An 18,807-nucleotide genomic window follows, 5' to 3' on the forward strand; every position below is an offset into this window, starting at 1 on the left:
AGACTTGTGCATGAGCGGTCGGTGGCCGGAAGGCATGGCGTGATGACGATCCAATCGAGCCCAGTAACGCACCGTCAAGACACGAATAGATCACCGATGGAGACCACACGGCTTCGCCGCGTGGGCGCAACCTGACCGAAACGGGCGTGAATCCGGCGTATCGCCGTGTCAGATTTTGGTTGATCATGGCCGTACTCTTGCGGCAGCCGCTAATGTTGGCCGAGTCGGGGGACCTGGTTCCACTTGCTCGGCCCGAGCCTGCTGGCATGACCCAGTCCACGCAGCCCGGGCTGCGGGCTTCCAATTGGGAATGAAGTCAAGGAGGTTTGGTGCCCGCGCACAGGAAAGCCGCCCGGGGGCCGCAGACCACGGCTCCCCGAATAGGCCGGACGCCTTCCCTCCTCGACCGTTGGCCTTTCCGCAGGAAACTCAACGTCCTGGTGATTGTCCCGCTCGCCGTCGTTTCGGCGATGATGGCCTACATCACCTACGCCGAGATCGACTCGGCCCGTTCCGCCGCCTCCACCGCCCAGCTCGTGCGGGACAGCGCGCAGGTCACCAAGCTCATCGACGGCGTGCAGACCGAGCACCGCCAGGCGCTCCTCGTCTCCCTGCGCTACGAGGCGGCCCGCTCCGGCGACAAGGAGCCGGGCACCTCCGCCTTCCTCCAGGCGCAGCAGAAGGTCACCGCCCAGGCGGAGGCCGTGCGGTCCACCTACGGGGACCGGCTGCCCGACGCCGAGGCCCAGGCGCTCAAGGAGCTGGAGGGCCTCGACAGCCTCCGCAAGACCATCGAAGAGGGTCCGATCCCCGCCGACAACATCGACCCGGCGTACGGATCGGTCATCGAGGGCCTCATCAACGGCCTCGGGCTCGGTCAGTCGGGCGGCGAGTCCTCGGAGTCCGCGGGCAATCTGCTGGACGCGCTGCTGCGCGCCGACACCGCCCACGCCTCCTTCGAGACCAGTGTGTTCGCGGCCCGGACCCGTGACCCCAACGCGCTCATCGAGTACACCGGAGCCGTCGGCGACTACGAGCAGTACACCTACCAGGCCGAGCGGTTCACCCGGTTCGCCAGCCAGGAACAGGGCGCCGAACTCGCCGCGATCGAGCACAGCCCGTACCAGAGCGTCGTCGCCCAGCACTATGCCGCGCTGCAGGTCGACCCCAGCGGTCTGGTCGCGGAGAACCCCTCGCAGCTGCGCGCCGCGCTCGACGACGCCCTGGCCGCCGACCCGACGTACCAGCGTCAGGCGGAGAACCGGCTGAAGATCACCGATTCGCTCATCCACCAGATCGCCGCCGACACCCAGAAGGCGTCCAGCGACGCCTGGTGGCAGGTGCTGTGGCTGGTGTCCGCCAACCTCGCCGCCTTCGCGGCCTGGATCCTGTTCTCCGTACTGGTCCGCCGCTCCGTGGTGCGGACCGTGCGGAGCCTCACCGAGGCGGCCCAGCACGTGGCCGACGCGGCCGAGACCGAGCTCGCCCGGGTCGCCGACGACGACGCCGACGACGCGAGCCCGCCACGCCTCGAGGCCGTGCCCGTGCCGGTCCGCGACGAACTCGGCGAACTCGCCGAAGCCTTCAACCAGGTGCAGGTCACCGCGACCGCCCTGCTGGAGCGCCAGGTCATCAGCCGCCGCAACATCGCCGAGATGTTCGGCAACGTCGGCCACCGCGTCAGCAACCTGACCGCTCGTCAGCTCGCTCTGATCGACTCGGTGGAGCGCGGCGAGACCGACCCGGAGGTACTGGACCGGCTCTACCGCATCGACCACATCGCGGTACGTCTCCAGCGCAACGCCGACAGCCTGATGCTGCTCGCCGGCATCCGCGAGACGGGCCTGAACACCGGGCCCATGCGACTGAGCAACATCGTCCGCGCCGCGCTCGGCCAGATCGAGGGCTACCAGCGGGTCACCCCGCACGCCGAGGGCGATGTCACCGTCGCCCCCGACATCGTCGGCGACCTCACGCTGATGCTCGCCGAACTGCTGGAGAACGCGGTGACGTTCTCCCCGGCGTCCAGCAGCGTCGAGGTCGTCCTGCGGCCCCGGCACGGCGCAGGCGGTGGCGCCCTGATCGAGATCATCGACCACGGACTCGGGATGAGCGCCGAGCGGCTGGAGGAGGAGAACGCCCGCCTGATCCGCCGCGAACGCCTCGACCTGGCCCCGACCGAGGTCCTGGGCCTCTTCGTGGTCGGCGGTCTGTCCCGGCGCTGGGGCATCGAGGTCGTCCTGACCCGCACCCCGGGCGGCGGCGTCACCGTCACCGTCGCGGTGCCCGGCTCCCATCTGCTGCTCGCCGACCCCACGGGGGCCGCGACCAGGGCCCCGCACATCCTGCCGCCGCCACGCCGCCCCGGCGGGACCGAACCGCGCCCCGCGGCGGTCGACCCGGAACCCGGCCCGTCGTCCCTGCCGCGCAGGATCCCCGCGCGCGGCCGGGGAGCGGACGGCCACACGGGCCGTCAGGAACCGACGGGCGACGGCGGCTACGGCGGCCCCGGCGCATCCCGGCCCCGGCCGGGCGGTACACCGGGCACCACGACTCCGGGGGCGGCGCAGCCCGCGGAGCGCGAGCCGGCGGGACGCGGCACGCCTCAGGGTGCGGTCGGTGGCCCGGGCCACCAGTGGGGCACCGGCGCCGGCATGGAGAGCGGACAGGGTCGGCCGTCACGCGCCGCGGGCAGCGGCATGGACAGCGGTCTCGTGCAGAGGTCACGTGGCGCGAGCACCGGCCCGGGGAGTGCGGCGGGGCAGCCGCCGCGCGGCCCGAACACCGGTACGAGCGGCGGGCTCGGTCTGCCGCCCCGCGGCGCGAGCACCGCGCGTGGTTCCGGTACGGCCCCGTCGGCACCCGGCAGCGCCCCGGCGCGACCGGGCGAGGGCGGCCCCAGCCCGCTCAGGCGGCGCGTGCGCGGCGCGACCCTGCAGGCCACCACCGCCTCGACCCGGCTGCCCAAACAGGCCATCACCAACCCACGGCCGCCCGCCTGGCAGACCGCCGACGCGGAAGCGGCACGATCCGAGATCGACGAGTTCGAGGAAGCCGTGCTGCGAGCCGAGCGCGAGAGTGCGACGGAGGCCCGCGGTACCGGATTCGGGTCGGCCCATTCAGGGGGCCGTCCCGACACCTCTGGCGATTCCAGCACAGAGAACAACAGACCCTCATTCCCGGAAGGCATGAGCAAGTGACCATGTGGACAGGTGAACCGGAGTCCGCGGCCGTGGAACAGGCGACGGACGTGAAGGCCGCCGCTGCCGACTTCAATTGGCTGCTCAATCGTTTCGCCACGGAGACCGCCGGCGTCGTCGACGTGATCGGGGTGTCCTCCGACGGTCTGTTGATCGCGGTGTCCCAACTGCGCGGCAAGGCGGACTCGGAGCGGCTCGCGGCCATCGTCTCCGGGATCACCAGCCTCGCCATGGGTGCGTCCGGCAACTACGGCCTCGGCGGGCTCAACAAGGTCATCATCGACCTGGAGGAAGGGCACGTCCTGGTGTCCGCGCTCGGCGCGGGCGCGGTGCTCGGCGTGGTCGCCTCCAAGGAGGCGAAGCTCGGGAACATCGCGTACGAGATGACCCTCTTCGCCAACCGCGCCGGTGCCGCTCTGAGCCCCCAACTGGTCATGGAGCTCAAGAACACCGTGGGGATCGCGCCGACCGGTTGACGGTCGGCGGGGGCGTCACGAAGGCCGGGACGACCCGCGAGGTGAAGGGTGAGGACGAGATGACGGCCGGCGAGCCATCAGCCGCCGACGACGCATGGGGAGTGGAGCACCCCCCGTCGATCGTCAGGCCATTCCTGCTGACCGCGGGGCGGATCGCCGGCGGTGACAGTCTGGTGCCGACGATTCCGATCGAGACGCAGGTCGTCGCGACGGATCTCGGTCTGGCCACGCTGGACGCGTTCGTCTTCGACCAGCACCGCGACATCATCACGGTCTGCCGCCAGCCGCAGTCGCTGGCGGAGATCGCGGCGAAACTGCGGATGCATTTGAATGTGATCAGGGTGCTCGCCGACGATCTGCGCGCCGACGGTCAACTGGCCTTGTACGCACCGCAGGCCGAATCCGCCCGCGACGCCACCGTATTGCGAAGGGTTATCGATGGTCTCCGAGCTATCCCCGACTCCCGGGGCGCGATCCGTGAGCGCTGACACCGAGGGTCCCCGGCCGCCGATGCCGGTGAAGATGGTGATCGCGGGTGGCTTCGGCGTGGGCAAGACCACGACCGTGGGTGCCATCTCCGAAATCGAGCCGCTCACCACCGAGGCGTCCATCACCTCGGTCGCCGCGGGCATCGACGACCTCTCCCACACCCCGGAGAAGATGACGACCACCGTCGCCATGGACTTCGGCTGCGTCACGCTCGACCCGACCCTGAAGCTCTATCTGTTCGGCACCCCCGGCCAGGAGCGCTTCGGGTTCATGTGGGACGACCTGGTCGAGGGCGCCCTCGGCGGGCTCGTCATCGTCGACACCCGCCGGCTCGACGACTGCTACGCGGCCGTCGACTACTTCGAGCACCGCGAGATCCCCTTCGCGGTGGCCGTCAACGCCTTCGACGGCAAGGTCGAACACGATCTGAACGACGTACGGTGGGCCCTCGACGTCGGCGACCACGTGCCGCTCACCGTGTTCGACGCCCGCGAGCGCGGGTCCGTACGGGACGCGCTCCTCGTCGTCCTCGAACACGCCCTGGCGACCGCGCAGCAGTGAACGAAGGAAGAGGGGGGACGGGCCTTGTGGCTCGTCCCCCTCTTCCTCTCCTCTTTCTCTTTTCCTCAGGCCGTACGGCGCCTGCGCACCCCCGGGGACACCGCCACCCGGGCAATGGCCCAGAACAGCACCAGCACGAGCAGCGCCAGGATCGCGGTGAGGGCCGCGCCGCCCACCACCTTCTCGTAATTGCGCTGGTAGAGGCCGTCCAGGATGTAACGGCCGACCCCGCCGAGGCTCACATAGGCCGCGATGGTCGCCGTGGACACGATCTGGATCGCCGCCGAACGCAGACCGCTGAGGATCAGCGGCAGCGCCGCCGGCACCTCGACCTGGAACAGCACCTTCCCCTCCGGCATGCCCATTCCGCGGGCGGCGTCGACGGGGGAGGGATCCAGGGTGCGGATCGCCTCGTAGGTGGTGATGAGGATCGGCGGGACCGCCAGCACCACGAGCGGGATCATCACGGGCACGATGCCGAGGCCCAGCCAGACGAACATCAGCACCAGCAGCCCGAAGGTGGGCAGCGCCCGGGCACCCGCCGACACGAAGGCCAGCGCGTTGCCGCCACGCCCGGTGTGTCCGGTGACCAGGCCGATGGGCAGGCCGACGGCCGCGGCGATCGCGAGCGCCCCGGCGGTGTACTGGAGGTGTTCCCACACGCGCTGCGGGATCCCGTCGTACCCGTGCCAGTGGGAGCCGTCGGAGAAGAAGGACTGAATGAAGTTGAGTACGTTCACGAGACGCTCTCCGGAGTGCGGGCGGCGCCCGCGATCGTGGACGTACGGCGTGCGGCCTTGCGGCCGGAGGCCGGCTGCCAGGGGGTGAGCACGCGGCGCAGCAGGACGAGCACGGCGTCGACCAGCACCGCGAGAACGGCGGTGGTGACCACCGAGTTCACGGCGAGGAGAGGGCGGTGGTAGAGCATCGCGGTGGTGAGCAGGTTGCCGAGCGCCCCCTGGTTGCCGATCAGCGAGCCGACGCTGACCAGACTGATGCTGGAGGCGGTCGCCACACGCAGTCCGGCCATGATCGCGGGTACGGCGATGGGCAGTTGGACCTGGAGGTAGCGTCGCAGCGAACCGATGCCCATCGCCGCGGCGGCGGCGTTCGTCTCCTCGGGGACCGAGCGGACGCCGTCGACGACCGCCGGGACGAGAACCACGAGACTGTAGAGGGTCAGCGGGATCATCACGGTGGTCTTGCTCAGGCCGGTGTAGTCGATGAGCACCACGAAGAAGGCGATCGAAGGGATCGCGTACAGCACCGTGGTGATCCAGAGGACCGGCGGATAGATCCAGTTGACGCGGACGCACAACAGGCCGATGGGCAGCGCCAGCAGGAGGCCGACGAGAACCGGGACCAGCGCCTCCTGCATGTGGGTGGAGATCAGGCCGAGATAGGTGCTCTGGAGGTCGCTCGGGATGTCGAAGAAGCCGTTCATCGCGCGGCCTTCACCGTGGAGAGGCCCTCGGAGTCCGCGGCGCGGCGCTGCCTGGCCGCGCGGATCGCCGCGGCGACCGTCTCCTGCCCGGCGAGCCCCAGCACGCGGCCCGCCGCGTCCACGGCGACCGCCTGACCGGTGGGCGAGAGCACCGCCCGGTCCAGCGCGACGCGCAGCGAGTCCTTGCCGACCTCGAAGGCCTGCCCGTGCGGCTCCAGTGCCTGGACGTCACCGGCCCACACCGTCAGGTCGGCCCAGCCCAGCGGCTTTCCGTCCGCGTCGGTGACCAGGACCGGCCCCGCGCCCGCCGACTCCCCGGCGAGCTGCTGCCAGTCGCTGCCGACCGGGAAGACCCGGGAACGGTCGAGTGCGAGGTCGCGGGTGGACAGGAACGACAGTCCGCGGATGCCCCGGTCGCCGCCGAGGAACTCCTCCACGAACGCGTCGGCGGGCGCCGACAGCAGCTCGTCGGGGGCGGCGAACTGGGCGAGCTTGCCACCGGTGCGCAGTACGGCGACGCGATCACCGATCGTGATGGCCTCGTCCATGTCGTGGGTGACGAACACGATGGCCTTGCCCAGCTCGCCCTGGATGCGCAGCAACTCCTCCTGCAGACCACGGCGGACGACCGGGTCGACGGCGGAGAACGGCTCGTCCATCAGCAGGATCGGCGGGTCGGCGGCGAGCGCGCGGGCGACACCGACGCGCTGCTGCTGGCCGCCGGAGAGCTGGTAGGGGTAGCGGCGGGCCATGGCCGGGTCCAGGCCCACCCGTTCCATCAGTTCCGCCGCGCGGGCGCGGGCGCGCTGCTTGGACCAGCCGAGGAGCCGCGGCACCGTGGCGATGTTGTCGAGGATCGTGCGGTGCTGGAAGAGCCCCGCGTTCTGGATGACGTAACCCATGGACTGGCGCAGGGCGTTGACCGGCTTGCGGAGGATGTCCTCGCCGTTGACGCGGATCGTGCCGCTGCTGGGCTCGATCATGCGGTTGATCATCCGCAGTGTGGTGGTCTTGCCGCACCCCGAAGGCCCGACGAGCACGGTGATCGAGTGGTTCGGTATCTGGAGGGACAGGCGATCGACGGCCACCGTGCCGTCGGCATATCGCTTGCTGACATCTTCGATGGCTATCAAGCGTCGAAACCCTTCGGGAACGGCTGTGATCGGACGTGACCGGATCACATGCACGAGGGTGCGTAGTCTAGCCAGTTGGCGTGTGAGTTCGGGCACCGCAGGGTGGCCGGTTGGGGAGGGTGCGCAGGTGGAGCCCGCCGCGTCGCACGAGCCGATCGGGTGAGAGCGGGCGCTCCGCCGTGCGGGTGATCTCCGGGCATGGCGGCGCGGAGGCGACGACATGCCCCGGGAGACTGTCGCCCTCACACTCTGTCGCCCCTGCCGCCACAGCCCGGAGAGACCCACTTGCGATTCCCCTTCCGCCGGGCCGCGCTGGCCGGCGCCGCCGCGCTCGTCGTGTCGTCCGCCCAGGCCGCACCCGCCGCCACGGACGACTCGGTGGCCGACCCGGCCCAGTACGTGAACCCCTTCGTCGGTACCGCGCCCGGAGGGGCCGATTTCGGCCATGGCGGCGGTGCCGGAAACACCTTCCCCGGCGCGACCGCACCCCTCGGCGGGGTGCAGTGGAGCCCGGACACGGTGACCTACCAGCACGGCGGGTACGCGTACGGGGACAACCGGATCAGAGGGTTCAGCCTCACCCACCTCTCCGGGGCCGGCTGCAGGGACTACGGCAACGTGCCCTTCATGCCGATGCTCGCCGGCGACACCAGCGGGCAGGCGACCTTCTCGCACGCCAACGAGCAGGCGACACCCGGAAACTACGGGGTCACCTTCGACAACGGCATCCGCAGCGAACTCACCGCCACCCGGCGCTCCGGCATCGCCCGTTTCACCTACCCGGCCACCGACGACCGCCCCGCCGCGCTGAGTGTCGACGCGGGCAAGGCGTTCAACGCGGCGACCGGAACGGTCGACATCGGCACCGACACCCTGTCCGGGTTCACCGACAGCGGCGGCTTCTGCAAGTCCGGCAACCGCTACCGGCTCTACTTCCACGCCGTGTTCGACCACCCCTTCGCCCATGTCGTCCACCCCGACGGCAAACCGGGCGCCGCGCAGGTCTCCTTCGGCCCCGACGTACGCACGGTGACCGTCCGCGTCGGTGTCTCCTTCGTCAGCGTCGACGGCGCCCGCGGCAACATCGCCGCCGAGCAGCACACGAACCCGTACGACCAGATCCGGCGGGCCGCCCGTGCCCAGTGGAACGACTGGCTCGGCCGCATCCGTGTCGGCGGTGGCACCGACACCCAGCGCCGGGTCTTCTACACCGCCCTGTACCACTCGCTCCTGCACCCCAGTGCCTTCAGCGACGCCGACGGCCGCTATCCCGGTATGGACGGCCGCATCCGCACCACCCCCGCCGGACACGTCCAGTACGCGAACTTCTCCGGCTGGGACGTCTACCGCTCCCAGGTCCAGCTGCTCGCCCTGCTGGCCCCGCACGAAGCCTCCGACATCGCGCAGTCCGTCCTCAACCAGGGCCTCCAGGCGGGCTACTTCGACCGCTGGACCCTCGCCAACGGCGGCACCGGCGTCATGGTCGGCGACCCGCTGCCCGTCATCGCCTCCGCCGTGTACGCCTTCGGCGCCACCGACTTCGACGCCCGCGGCCTGCTGCGTGCCGCCATGGCGGGCCGCGACGACGAGCGCCAGCGGCCCGGACACGCGCAGTACGACGCCCTCGGCTACATCCCCGCCGGCACCAAGGGAGTGTGGGGCTCGGCGGCCACCACTCTCGAATACGCCGTTTCCGACTATGCGTTGGCGCAGCTCGCCCACCGTCTGGGCGACACCGCCGCCCACGACACCCTGCTGAAGGCCTCCAGGAGCTGGCGCAACCTCTTCAACCCCGCCACCGGCTACCTCCAGCCGCGCGCGGCCGACGGCACCTGGCCGGCCTTCACCCCCGCGCAGAGGAACGAGTACGTCGAGGGCAACGCCGCCCAGTACACCTGGATGGTCCCGCACGACCTGCCCGGCCTCTTCACCCTGATGGGCGGGAACGCCGCCGTCACCGCCCGCCTCGACACCTTCTTCACCCAGCTCAACGCGGGCGGCACCCAGCCCTACGCCTACCTCGGCAACGAGCCGTCGTTCGACACCCCCTGGGCGTACGACTTCGCCGGCCGCCCCGACCGCGCCCGCGACACCGTCCGCCGCGCCCTGGCCACCCTGTTCAGCGACCGCCCCGACGGTCTCGTCGGCAACGACGACCTCGGCGCCATGTCCTCCTGGGCCGTGTGGGCGAGCCTCGGCATGTACCCGCAAGCCGCCGGCACCGGGCAACTCGCCCTGGCCGAACCGGCCTTCCCCAGCGTCGTCGTACACCGCCCGGGCGGACCGAGGACGGTGCTCGTCGCGCCCGACGCCTCCGCCACCAGCCGCGACATCCGCACGCTCACGGTCACCGCGCCGCAGCGGAAGGGCTCATGAGCCCGGCGTCGAGGTAGCGGGCCGGTCGGGTTCGTCAGACAGCGACGACCCCGACCCCCGCCTCCGTGAACCGCCGCACGGTCTCCTCGTCCACCGCCGCGTCGGTGACCAGTGTGTCCACCGACTCGGCCGCGCAGATCCGGGCGAAGGCGCGTCGGCCCAGCTTGCTGGAGTCGGCGGCGACGATCACACGCTCGGCGCGCTCGCACATCAGCCGATTGATCGCCGCCTCGGCCTCGTCGTGGGCGGCGGCCCCGTGCGTCACGTCGAAGGCGACCACGCCCAGCACGGCGACGTCCATGGTGATCTGGCTGAGCACACCGTCCGCGAGCGGCCCGACCAGCTCGTACGACTGCGGGCGGGCCACCCCGCCGGTCAGCACGATCTTGAACTGGGGCCGTACGGCCAGTTCGCCCGCGATGTTGAGCGCGTTCGTCACCACGGTCAGCGCGGGTGACCCCGAGGCGAGATCGGGGCGCAGGGCCAGTGCGCGGGCCACCTCCGTGGTGGTCGTGCCGCCGGTCAGGCCCACTGCCTCGCCGGGCGCGACGAGATCGGCCACCGCCTTCGCGATGCGCTGTTTCTCCGAGGCGTGCCGGGCGGTCTTGTAGCGCAGCGGCAGTTCGTACGACACGCCGTGGACGACCGCGCCGCCCCGGGTGCGCACGAGCATCTGCTGCTCGGCGAGCTGGTCGAAGTCGCGCCGGATCGTGGCGGATGACACCTCCAACTCGGCCGCGGCCTGCTCGACCTCCAGCCGGCCCCGCTCCACGAGCAGTTCCAACAGGGCCTTCCAGCGGGCGTCGCGCGACATCCGCACTCTCCGTTCCTCGATCCTTCGCGACCCTAGCGCACCCCCGGCGCACCACATTCCCCGGCATTTCGGCAGTCGACATGCTTGATTGTGCTCGAAAGTCAGCCTTAACTTGCACTATCTTGCATGGACAGCGTCAGTGGGAGGGGTACGGCATGACCCATGTCGAGCACGAGCTGAGCAGCCAGCCCGAGTGCTGGATCCGCGCCGCCGAGCAGGCCAAGGCACACGACGGCGCACTGCCGGAAGTGGGGGAGCGGGTCGCGATCGTGGGCTGCGGGACCTCCTTCTTCATGGCGCAGGCCGCCGCCGCGCTGCGTGAGGGGTCCGGGCAGGGCGAGACGGACGCCTTCGCCGCCTCGGAGTTCCCGGAGAGCCGCTCCTACGACCGCGTGGTCGCCCTCACCCGCTCCGGCACCACCACCGAGGTGCTCGAACTCCTCGGGCGGCTGCGCGGCCGTACCCGGACGACCGCGATCACCGCCGACCCCGCGACCCCCGTGACGGAGCGCGCGGACGACCTCGTCGTACTCGACTTCGCGGACGAACGCTCCGTGGTGCAGACCCGGTTCGCGACCACCGCGCTCACCCTGTTCCGCGCCCACCTCGGACTGCACACCGACGACGTCGTCGCCGACGCGCGCACCGCGCTCGCGACCCCGCTGCCCGAAGGGCTCGTCGACTGCGCGCAGTTCACCTTCCTCGGCCGCGGCTGGACCGTCGGGCTCGCCAACGAGGCCGGACTGAAGATGCGTGAAGCCTCCCTGGCCTGGACCGAGGCGTACCCGGCGATGGAGTACCGGCACGGGCCCATCAGCGTCACCACCTCCGGCACGGCCACCTGGATGCTCGGCGAGGCCCCCGAAGGGCTGGCGGAGCAGGTACGGGCCACGGGGGGACGGTGGGTGGCGGGTGGCCTCGACCCGCTCGCCGAACTCGTCCGAGCCCAGCGGCTCGCGGTCGCCGTCGCCGCGGCCCGCGGACTCGACCCCGACCGGCCGCGCCACCTCACCCGCTCGGTCGTCCTCGCCCCGTCGGCCCGCTGAGTCGTCGGCCCGCGCACCCAGAAGGAGGAGTTGTGCCACTCGCAGCCACCGGTGACCTCGTCACCGCCGCGGCCGGGGCGCGGACCGCCGTCGCCGCGTTCAACATCATCACCCTGGAGCATGTCGAGGCCGTCATCGCGGGCGCCGAGTCCGTGGCCGCCCCCGTCGTCCTCCAGGTCAGCGAGAACGCCGTGAAGTTCCGCTACGGGCGGCTGCTGCCGCTGGCCCGCGCCGCCGCCGAGGCCGCCGAACGCGCCGCGGTGCCCGTCGCGCTGCATCTCGACCACGTTCAGAGCGACGACCTGCTCCGCCAGGCGTCCGCCGCCGGATTCAGCTCGGTGATGTACGACGCGGCCCGGCTGCCCTACGAGGAGAACCTCGCCGCCACCCGGGCCGCCGCCGACTGGGCCCACGCACAAGGCCTGTGGATCGAGGCCGAGTTGGGGGCGGTGGGAGGCAAGAACGGTGAGCCGCCGCTCGACGCGCACGCGCCCGGCGCCCGTACCGACCCCGCCGAGGCCCGTGCCTTCGTGGCCGACTCCGGCGTGGACGCCCTGGCCGTCGCGATCGGCAGCTCGCACGCGATGACCACCCGCACCGCCGCCCTCGACCACGACCGCCTCAAGCGGCTGGCCGCGGCACTCGGCGTGCCGCTCGTCCTGCACGGCTCCTCCGGAGTGCCGGACGACGAACTGGCCGCGGCCGTCGCGGGCGGCATCGCCAAGGTCAACGTGGGGACCGCCCTGAACATCGCGATGACCGGCGCCATCCGGGAGTTCCTCGCCGCCCACCCCGAAGCCGTCGACTCCCGCACGTACCTCAGCGTGGGGCGGGAGGCGATGGCGGGGACGGTGGCGCGCCTGATCCGCGTACTGAACGCCTGACCTCAAGGGGCCCCGACGTCGACGGGCTTCTCGGTCGGGGCCGCCGACGGCGCGTGGGCGCGGCTCACCGCCGCTGGTAGCTTTTCACCATGCGGGAGACGGAAGTCCACCTGGGCGAGCCGCCCGCCGTCGTCAACATCGGCGTCGGCGTGCACGGCGTGGCGAGCCGCACGGACGTCTTCCGGCTGCCGGAGCTGTGGCAGCTGCACCTCTACCAGTACGACGCCGAGCTGACCGTCGACGGCACCGCGCACGCCATCCGCCCCGGCCGCGTCAGCCTCGTACCGCCCGGCACCACGGTCCGCTACCGCTACCAGGGCCGCTCCGAACACCTCTACGCCCATCTGCGCATCGCCCCCGCCGGGCCGTCCCGCACCGTCCCCGTGATGCAGGACGCGGGGCCCGAATTCCCCATGCTCTCCAGCCTGTTGCTGAACGCGATCGCGGCGGCCCCCGGGGCGCCCGAGCACACCCGGGCCGAGATCTGGACCGCGCTGTGGCGCGTCGCCCGGCTCACCCCGCCCACCGCCACGAGCCGCGGCCCGCACCCGGCGGTCGGCGCGGCCATCGCGCACATCGAGGCCCGGCTGGCGGCGCCGCTCAGCATCCCGGAGATCGCTCGCGCCGCCGGGATCTCCCACAACCACCTCACCCGGCTCTTCCGCGCCGAGACCGGCACCACGGTCGTGGCCTACATCCGCCGCCGCAGACTCCAGCGCGCCCACCATCTGCTGCGCGCCTCGACGCTCTCCATCCCGGCGGTCGCCGCCTCCGTGGGCATCCCCGACCTGCAGGCCTTCAACAAGGCGTGCCGCCGCGAACTCGGCGCCTCGCCCCGCGCGCTGCGCGGAACTACTTCTTGACGGCCCTCAGGACGACGAACTTCGCGTCGCTCGCCACGAGTTCGCTGTTGCCGAAGAGACGGCGCAGCTTCAGGTGGTAGCCGAGATGGCGGTTCCCGATGACCCACAGCTCGCCGCCCGGCCGCAGCGCGCGCCGCGCTCCCGAGAACATCCGCCAGGCCGTGGTGTCCGTCGTCGCCTGGTGCGAGTGGAAGGGCGGATTGTTCAGGACGAGGTCCACACTCCCGGCGGGGACCTCCGCGAGTCCGTCGCCCACGCGGAACTCCGCGCCCACGCCGTCGGTGTTCTCCCGGTACGTCTCCTCGGCCGAGGCGACCGCCTGGTACGACTCGTCCACGAACAGCACCTCCGCCTCCGGGTTGGCCAGCGCCATCGCCGTACCGACGACTCCGTTGCCGCAGCCCAGGTCGACGATCCGCTCGGGGCCCCGGCTGCGCGGCAGGTGCTGGAGGAGGAAGCGGGTGCCGATGTCGAGACGGTCGGCGCAGAACACACCGGCGTGGTTGACGACGGTACGGCCGGAAACCGGTCCGATGTCGTCGGGGAGCCGGTAGCTGTACGGCCAGGGGTTGGCGGCCCGGGCGATCCCGGGGTACGGGGTGCAGAAGATCAGCCGGGCCTTCTTCTCGGCCAGCGAGGTCCGGGTCGGGCCGAGGATCCGCTCGAAGAGGTGCAGCGTCGAGGTGTGGATCTCCTTGACCATGCCCGTGCCCACGACCACGGTCCCCTCGTGCACACCGGGCGCCAGCCGGTGCAGCTGGTCCTCCAGCAGGGCGAGGCTCTTCGGCACCCGGACGAGCAGGACGTCGATGCGGTCGGGGGGCGTGTCCTGCGTGGTCAGCAGCCGTACCGCGGACGCCTCGACCCCGTTGCGGGCCAGGTTCGCGCGGGTCGCCTCCTGCGCGAGGAAGGAGTCGGTGATCTGCGTCGGCCGGTGCGCCGACAGCGCCGTGGCGAGCGCTCCCCAGCGGTCGCCGACCACCACGACCGACCCGGACAGCGGCGTTCCGCTCTCCGCGAGGTGCCGCAGCAGATAGGTGTCGGCTGCGTCCCAGGCACGGAGCTGGTCGCGGGGGTCCTCGGGGAAGCGGGCCAGCGCGTACTCGGCCCAGGGCGCGGTCATCCGGTCGTTCATCGTGGGTCAAGGCTAGCCGAGCCGCAGCTCAGCCGGGTCCGGGCCGGATCTTGATCAGGTGCGCGCACGGGACGGGCGGGGTGCGCGAGGATGGTGGCATGTCCATGGATGCTGAGCTGTTCCCCCGGAGCCGGGCGGAGATCGCGCCGGGCGCGGTGCATCTGCCGGACTGGCTGGGCCCGGTTGCCCAGCGGGAGCTTCTCGATGCCTGCCGTGCGTGGGCCCGCCCGCCGGCCGGACTGCGTACGGTGCGCACGCCCGGGGGCGGCACGATGACCTCCCGGCAGGTGTGCCTGGGCTGGCACTGGTACCCGTACCGGTACGCGCGCACGGTCGCCGACGGTGACGGCGCCCCGGTGAAGCCCTTCCCCGCCTGGCTGGACGAGCTCGGCCGCCGCGCCGTCACGGACACCCTGGGTCCCGAGGCCGCCGTCGCCCCGTACGACATCGCACTGATCAACTTCTACGACGCCGACGCCCGGATGGGCATGCACCGCGACAGCGACGAGAAGTCCGACGCGCCCGTGGTGTCGTTGAGTCTCGGCGACACCTGTGTCTTCCGCTTCGGGAACACCGAGTCGCGCTCGCGCCCGTACACGGATGTCGAGCTGCGCAGCGGGGACCTGTTCGTGTTCGGCGGGGCCTCCCGGCTCGCCCACCACGGAGTTCCCCGGGTGCACGCCGATACGGCGCCGCCCGAACTGGGCCTGACCGGCCGTCTGAACGTGACGCTACGGGTGAGTGGCTTCCAGGTGCCTTCGGACGGGACACCGCACGAGCGGATCATGGGAGACTCGCCCTCATGAACGGCAAGGCGGGCCCCCGGACGGCGGGGGAAGGGAACACGCGGACACGGCTGGACCGGGGGCGCGGGGCGCTCGGACCCGCGCTGGAACTCGTGCACACCGGACGTGCGCCGACGCGTGCCGTACTCACCGCCGAGCTGGGCGTCACCCGGGCGACCGCGGGCGCGGTGGCCGCGGAGCTGGAGGCGCTGGGGCTGATCCGGGTCGACGCGCGGCCCGGCGCGGCGGCCGGTTCGCAGGGACGGCCCTCGCACCGCCTGGAGGTCGCCGAGGACGGTCCCGTGGCGCTGGCCGCACAGGTGCACGCCGACGGGTTCCGCGCCGCGCTGGTCGGGCTCGGTGGCCGGATCGTCGCCACCGCACCCAGCTGCGAGACCGTCGACGCCGACCCGGCGAAGGTGCTGGGCGCCGTCGTCGAGACCGGCGCGGAGCTGCTGCGCGAGACCGGGCGGCGCTGCGTGGGCGCCGGGCTCGCCGTACCGTCCGCCGTCGCCGAGCCGGACGGGCTCGCCCTCAACCCCCTCCATCTCGCCTGGCCCGCGGGCGCCCCCGTCCGCCGGATCTTCGCCGAGCGGGTGCGCGCGGCGGGCATAGAGGGCCCGGCGTTCGCCGCGAACGACATCAACCTCGCCGCCCTCGCCGAGCACCGCCACGGCGCCGGGCGCGGCGCCCGCGACCTGCTGTGCGTGGCCACCGGGCACCGGGGCGTCGGCGGCGCGCTCGTGCTCGACGGGCGGTTGCACACAGGCAGCTCGGGCCTCGCCCTCGAAGTCGGCCACCTCACCGTCAACCCCGAGGGCCGCCCCTGCTACTGCGGCAGCCGCGGCTGCCTCGACGTCGAGGCGGACCCCCTGGCGTTCCTCACGGCGGCGGGCCGCGACCCCGGTCCCGAGGTGTCCCTCCTCCAGCAGGCCAACGACCTGATCCGCACCCGGTACGACCAGGACCCCTCCGTCCGCACGGCCACCGAGGCGCTGATCGACCGCCTCGGCCTCGGCCTCGCCGGACTGGTCAACATCCTCAACCCCGACCGGATCATCCTCGGCGGCCTGCACCGCACCCTCCTCGACGCCGACCCCGACCGGCTGCGCGCCGTCGTCGCCGACCGCAGCCTGTGGGGCCAGAGCGGCGGCGTACCGATCCTCGCCTGCACCCTGGACCACAACACCCTGGTGGGTGCCGCGGAGTTGGCCTGGCAGCCGGTCCTCGACGACCCACCGGCGGCACTGGCTCGGAGCTGAGGGCGGACCTGATACGGGGCCTAGGCGGCGTCCGGCAGTCGGGGCGGACGGGGCGGTGCACCGGGCCACTCCACGGCGAGCGCCCGGCCGGGGTTCTGCGTGAAGACGCGCTCCACGAGTTCCGCACCCAGGGCCAGTGCGAGCCGTGGGCGCACCCGGCGCAGCAGATACGGCATCCCGGGACCGCCGTTGACCGAGCGCGCCGCCGCGGTCGTCGTGTCGGCGCCGAGGAGCAGGCGATGGCCGAAACCGGCGTCGGCCAGGGCGCGTACGGCGTCGGGCATGCGCCAGTCGGTGGCGTGGTGCGCACGGGAGGGCCCGTCGAAGGCGAGGTAGGCGCCCGCCTCGGCGGCCTGGCGCTGCACCGCGAGGTCCGGGGAGCGGTTGAGGTGACCCAGGATCACCCGGTGCGGCGGCACCTCCAACGCGCCGCACAGCAGGTCGAGTACGTCGAGCGCGGCCGTGCCCAGCTCCAGGTGCACGGCGATCGGCGCGCCCGTGGCATGGTGTGCCTCGGCCGCCGCGGCCATCGTCCAGCGGGCATGTGCGTCGAGCGCGTGGAAGCCGCCCGCGACCTTGACGAGTCCGGCCCGGACCCCGGACGTGCCGATGCCGGAGGTGAGTTCGGACACGAAGACGTCGGCCAGCCTGCCGCGCAGTTCGGAGAGCGACTCCGGTGTGTAGTGGACCGCTTGGTGCAGGCCCGTCGCGGCGACCACATGGACCCCGGTGTCACGGGAGAGCAGCGGCAGGTCCGCGGCGCGCCGGCCCAGTCCGTACGGCGTCCACTGCACCACGCTTCCGCCGCCCTGCTCGCGGAACGCGGCCAGTTCGGCCCGCGCGGCGGTCGCGTCGCGCAGTTCCTGGCCGGGCAGCGCGGGACTGCCGAAGAAGAGGTGGTCATGGGCGTCGCACACCCCGAGGTGCTCGGGCGGCACGTCTCCGAGGACCGTACGGACCCGTGCGGAGCCGACGCCACCGGGGCTCGTGAGGTCAGGGCTCACCACTGCCGGCCCCGGGGCAGCCGGTCGCGGCCGGGCGCCGACAGGTGCAGCACCTGGAAGACCTCGCCGGGGGCCTTGGGCGCGTCGTGGTCCCAGAGGGAGAAGTGGACCAGCTCCCAGTTCCGCGGGTCGACGGCGGCGGCAGCGCACACCGCGCCGTCGAGCGAGGCCAGCCGCTCCGTCTCCGCCGCGGCGTCCGCCATCACCTCGGCCAGGTCGACGCCCTCCGGTACGGGCTGCCGTCGCCGCACCGCGACCTGGGGCGGCGCACCGGCGGCGCCGCCCTCCTCGTACGCGAGGCCCGTCCAGTTCTGCACCGCCGGCCGCCCGAAGTCATCGACGAGCCCCTGGAAGGCGCCGCCCCAGAGGAAGGAGTTCATGCCCTCGACGGTGTTCCAGAGGTAGAAGGGCGCGTACTGGTCGACCGGCGAGCCGTGCACCCCGCGCTCACGCATCAGATACGTCTTGAAACCGAGCCCCTCCCAGTCGTCGAGGAGGTGCCCGATGCGGGAGACCCGGGCGCGGATGATCCCCATGTCGTAGTCGGCGGGGAACGTCAGTTCGTACTGCATCGCGTGCATCGCATGCCTCCTTGAGGGGCCTTCAGGCCTTCACGTCTTCAGCCGAGGCCCCGACGGGCGGGGGAGAGCAGGGCGAGCAGTCCGCGGACGGCCGTGTCGAAGGCGGCCGGGGAGCCGGAGGCGCGCGCGAGCACATAGCCTCCCTGGACGGTCGCGAGGATCGTCGCGGCGATCTCCTCGGCGTCCAGCGACGGCGCGAACTGCCCCTGTTCCTTGCCCTCTTCGACGATCCCGGCCAGTCGCTCGCGCAGCCAGTCGATCGTCTCGTCGACGGGGGCACGCAGCTCCGCGCTGGCGATCACGTCCGGATCCATCGTCAGCCGACCGACCGGACAGCCGCGCAGGACGTCTCGCTCCCGGCGCAGATACGCCTCGACGCGCTCGTACGGCGAACCGGGCGCGCCCAGTACGCCCTCGGCGGTAGCCCGCAGTTCCTCGGCGGAGCGTCGGATCGCGGCCAGGGCGAGATCGGGCTTGCCCTTGAAGTGGTGGTACATGCTGCCCTGCCCGGCGCCCGCGTGCTCCTGGATCGCCTTGGGGCTGGTGCCCACGTAGCCGCGCTCCCACAACAGCTCACGCGTGGACTCGATCAGCCGCTCCGGAGTGCTCATGAGCTCACTGTACATACTAGTAGGTATAGAGTCGAGGTCAGTCAGAGCGGACTGAGGAAGCAGGCGGTGACGCCCCGCGTACTCCCGCGGAGGTACGGGAACGGCCGCTGGCCGTACGACGACTCGGGCCCCCTCCCGGAGCC

General features: G+C 72.1%; 18 protein-coding genes. 10 read left to right on the plus strand and 8 right to left on the minus strand.

What is annotated here, in order from left to right; translation table 11 throughout:
- The first annotated feature begins 329 nt into the window (after nucleotides 1-329).
- The 4 genes from ACZ7M3_RS02195 to ACZ7M3_RS02210 are packed head-to-tail and all read left to right on the plus strand — an operon-like array spanning nucleotide 330 to nucleotide 4,726.
- On the plus strand, nucleotides 330-3,200 hold the full coding sequence (locus ACZ7M3_RS02195) for a sensor histidine kinase (RefSeq protein ID WP_472060019.1): 2,871 nt from the start codon (nucleotides 330-332) through the stop codon (nucleotides 3,198-3,200).
- 2 nt (nucleotides 3,201-3,202) lie between these two features.
- Nucleotides 3,203-3,676, plus strand: a complete 474-nt coding sequence (locus tag ACZ7M3_RS02200; protein WP_095856220.1) for a roadblock/LC7 domain-containing protein — start codon at nucleotides 3,203-3,205, stop codon at nucleotides 3,674-3,676.
- A gap of 59 nt (nucleotides 3,677-3,735) precedes the next feature.
- Nucleotides 3,736-4,164 (plus strand): DUF742 domain-containing protein, encoded by a 429-nt coding sequence (locus ACZ7M3_RS02205; protein ID WP_351300430.1) that lies wholly within the window; start codon nucleotides 3,736-3,738, stop codon nucleotides 4,162-4,164.
- Complete coding sequence (locus ACZ7M3_RS02210) at nucleotides 4,115-4,726, plus strand: GTP-binding protein (RefSeq protein ID WP_054228753.1); 612 nt, start codon at nucleotides 4,115-4,117, stop codon at nucleotides 4,724-4,726. Before ACZ7M3_RS02205 ends, ACZ7M3_RS02210 begins: the two co-directional genes overlap by 50 nt.
- Before the next feature lie 65 nt (nucleotides 4,727-4,791).
- Here the strand turns inward: ACZ7M3_RS02210 and ACZ7M3_RS02215 are convergent, their stop codons facing one another.
- From ACZ7M3_RS02215 to ACZ7M3_RS02225, 3 genes are read right to left on the minus strand one after another with little or no spacing between them, the layout of a single operon-like run.
- The gene (locus ACZ7M3_RS02215) at nucleotides 4,792-5,466 is read right to left on the minus strand and encodes an ABC transporter permease (RefSeq protein ID WP_075025595.1); all 675 of its coding nucleotides are present in this window, start codon (nucleotides 5,464-5,466) and stop codon (nucleotides 4,792-4,794) included.
- Nucleotides 5,463-6,170 (minus strand): ABC transporter permease, encoded by a 708-nt coding sequence (locus ACZ7M3_RS02220; protein ID WP_472060020.1) that lies wholly within the window; start codon nucleotides 6,168-6,170, stop codon nucleotides 5,463-5,465. Before ACZ7M3_RS02220 ends, ACZ7M3_RS02215 begins: the two co-directional genes overlap by 4 nt.
- On the minus strand, nucleotides 6,167-7,303 hold the full coding sequence (locus ACZ7M3_RS02225; RefSeq protein WP_472060021.1) for an ABC transporter ATP-binding protein: 1,137 nt from the start codon (nucleotides 7,301-7,303) through the stop codon (nucleotides 6,167-6,169). Before ACZ7M3_RS02225 ends, ACZ7M3_RS02220 begins: the two co-directional genes overlap by 4 nt.
- A 285-nt stretch (nucleotides 7,304-7,588) precedes the next feature.
- Here ACZ7M3_RS02225 and ACZ7M3_RS02230 point away from each other — a divergent pair, with 285 nt between their 5' ends.
- On the plus strand, nucleotides 7,589-9,679 hold the full coding sequence (locus ACZ7M3_RS02230) for a GH92 family glycosyl hydrolase (RefSeq protein ID WP_472060022.1): 2,091 nt from the start codon (nucleotides 7,589-7,591) through the stop codon (nucleotides 9,677-9,679).
- Nucleotides 9,680-9,713: 34 nt separating this feature from the next.
- Here ACZ7M3_RS02230 and ACZ7M3_RS02235 read toward each other — a convergent pair whose 3' ends face one another.
- Nucleotides 9,714-10,493, minus strand: coding sequence for a DeoR/GlpR family DNA-binding transcription regulator (locus ACZ7M3_RS02235; protein WP_472060023.1), 780 nt, complete (start codon nucleotides 10,491-10,493; stop codon nucleotides 9,714-9,716).
- 155 nt (nucleotides 10,494-10,648) lie between these two features.
- On the opposite strand from ACZ7M3_RS02235, the gene ACZ7M3_RS02240 reads away from it, so the two are divergent.
- The 3 genes from ACZ7M3_RS02240 (at nucleotide 10,649) to ACZ7M3_RS02250 (ending at nucleotide 13,286) form a co-directional block, all read left to right on the plus strand.
- Entirely contained in the window at nucleotides 10,649-11,539 is an 891-nt protein-coding gene (locus tag ACZ7M3_RS02240) for an SIS domain-containing protein (RefSeq protein ID WP_472060024.1), read from the plus strand.
- A gap of 32 nt (nucleotides 11,540-11,571) precedes the next feature.
- Nucleotides 11,572-12,423, plus strand: coding sequence for a class II fructose-bisphosphate aldolase (locus ACZ7M3_RS02245; protein WP_472060025.1), 852 nt, complete (start codon nucleotides 11,572-11,574; stop codon nucleotides 12,421-12,423).
- A gap of 89 nt (nucleotides 12,424-12,512) precedes the next feature.
- Complete coding sequence (locus ACZ7M3_RS02250; protein WP_472060026.1) at nucleotides 12,513-13,286, plus strand: helix-turn-helix domain-containing protein; 774 nt, start codon at nucleotides 12,513-12,515, stop codon at nucleotides 13,284-13,286.
- Here the strand turns inward: ACZ7M3_RS02250 and ACZ7M3_RS02255 are convergent.
- Nucleotides 13,276-14,421, minus strand: coding sequence for a methyltransferase (locus ACZ7M3_RS02255; protein WP_472060027.1), 1,146 nt, complete (start codon nucleotides 14,419-14,421; stop codon nucleotides 13,276-13,278). The genes ACZ7M3_RS02250 and ACZ7M3_RS02255 overlap by 11 nt on opposite strands.
- Nucleotides 14,422-14,525: 104 nt before the next feature.
- Here ACZ7M3_RS02255 and ACZ7M3_RS02260 point away from each other — a divergent pair, with 104 nt between their 5' ends.
- Both ACZ7M3_RS02260 and ACZ7M3_RS02265 read left to right on the plus strand, forming a co-directional pair.
- Complete coding sequence (locus tag ACZ7M3_RS02260; protein ID WP_472060998.1) at nucleotides 14,526-15,227, plus strand: alpha-ketoglutarate-dependent dioxygenase AlkB family protein; 702 nt, start codon at nucleotides 14,526-14,528, stop codon at nucleotides 15,225-15,227.
- Entirely contained in the window at nucleotides 15,224-16,468 is a 1,245-nt protein-coding gene (locus ACZ7M3_RS02265) for an ROK family protein (protein WP_452963335.1), read from the plus strand. Before ACZ7M3_RS02260 ends, ACZ7M3_RS02265 begins: the two co-directional genes overlap by 4 nt.
- A 20-nt stretch (nucleotides 16,469-16,488) precedes the next feature.
- Here the strand turns inward: ACZ7M3_RS02265 and ACZ7M3_RS02270 are convergent, their stop codons facing one another.
- From ACZ7M3_RS02270 to ACZ7M3_RS02280, 3 genes are read right to left on the minus strand one after another with little or no spacing between them, the layout of a single operon-like run.
- The gene (locus ACZ7M3_RS02270) at nucleotides 16,489-17,472 is read right to left on the minus strand and encodes a phosphotriesterase family protein (RefSeq protein ID WP_472060028.1); all 984 of its coding nucleotides are present in this window, start codon (nucleotides 17,470-17,472) and stop codon (nucleotides 16,489-16,491) included.
- The gene (locus tag ACZ7M3_RS02275) at nucleotides 17,469-18,053 is read right to left on the minus strand and encodes a DUF4865 family protein (RefSeq protein ID WP_472060029.1); all 585 of its coding nucleotides are present in this window, start codon (nucleotides 18,051-18,053) and stop codon (nucleotides 17,469-17,471) included. The genes ACZ7M3_RS02270 and ACZ7M3_RS02275 overlap by 4 nt, the downstream gene beginning before the upstream one ends.
- A 38-nt stretch (nucleotides 18,054-18,091) precedes the next feature.
- Nucleotides 18,092-18,664 (minus strand): TetR/AcrR family transcriptional regulator, encoded by a 573-nt coding sequence (locus ACZ7M3_RS02280; protein ID WP_472060030.1) that lies wholly within the window; start codon nucleotides 18,662-18,664, stop codon nucleotides 18,092-18,094.
- Nucleotides 18,665-18,807 lie beyond the last annotated feature (143 nt).

The organism is Streptomyces sp. NPDC111656, assembly GCF_055656965.1.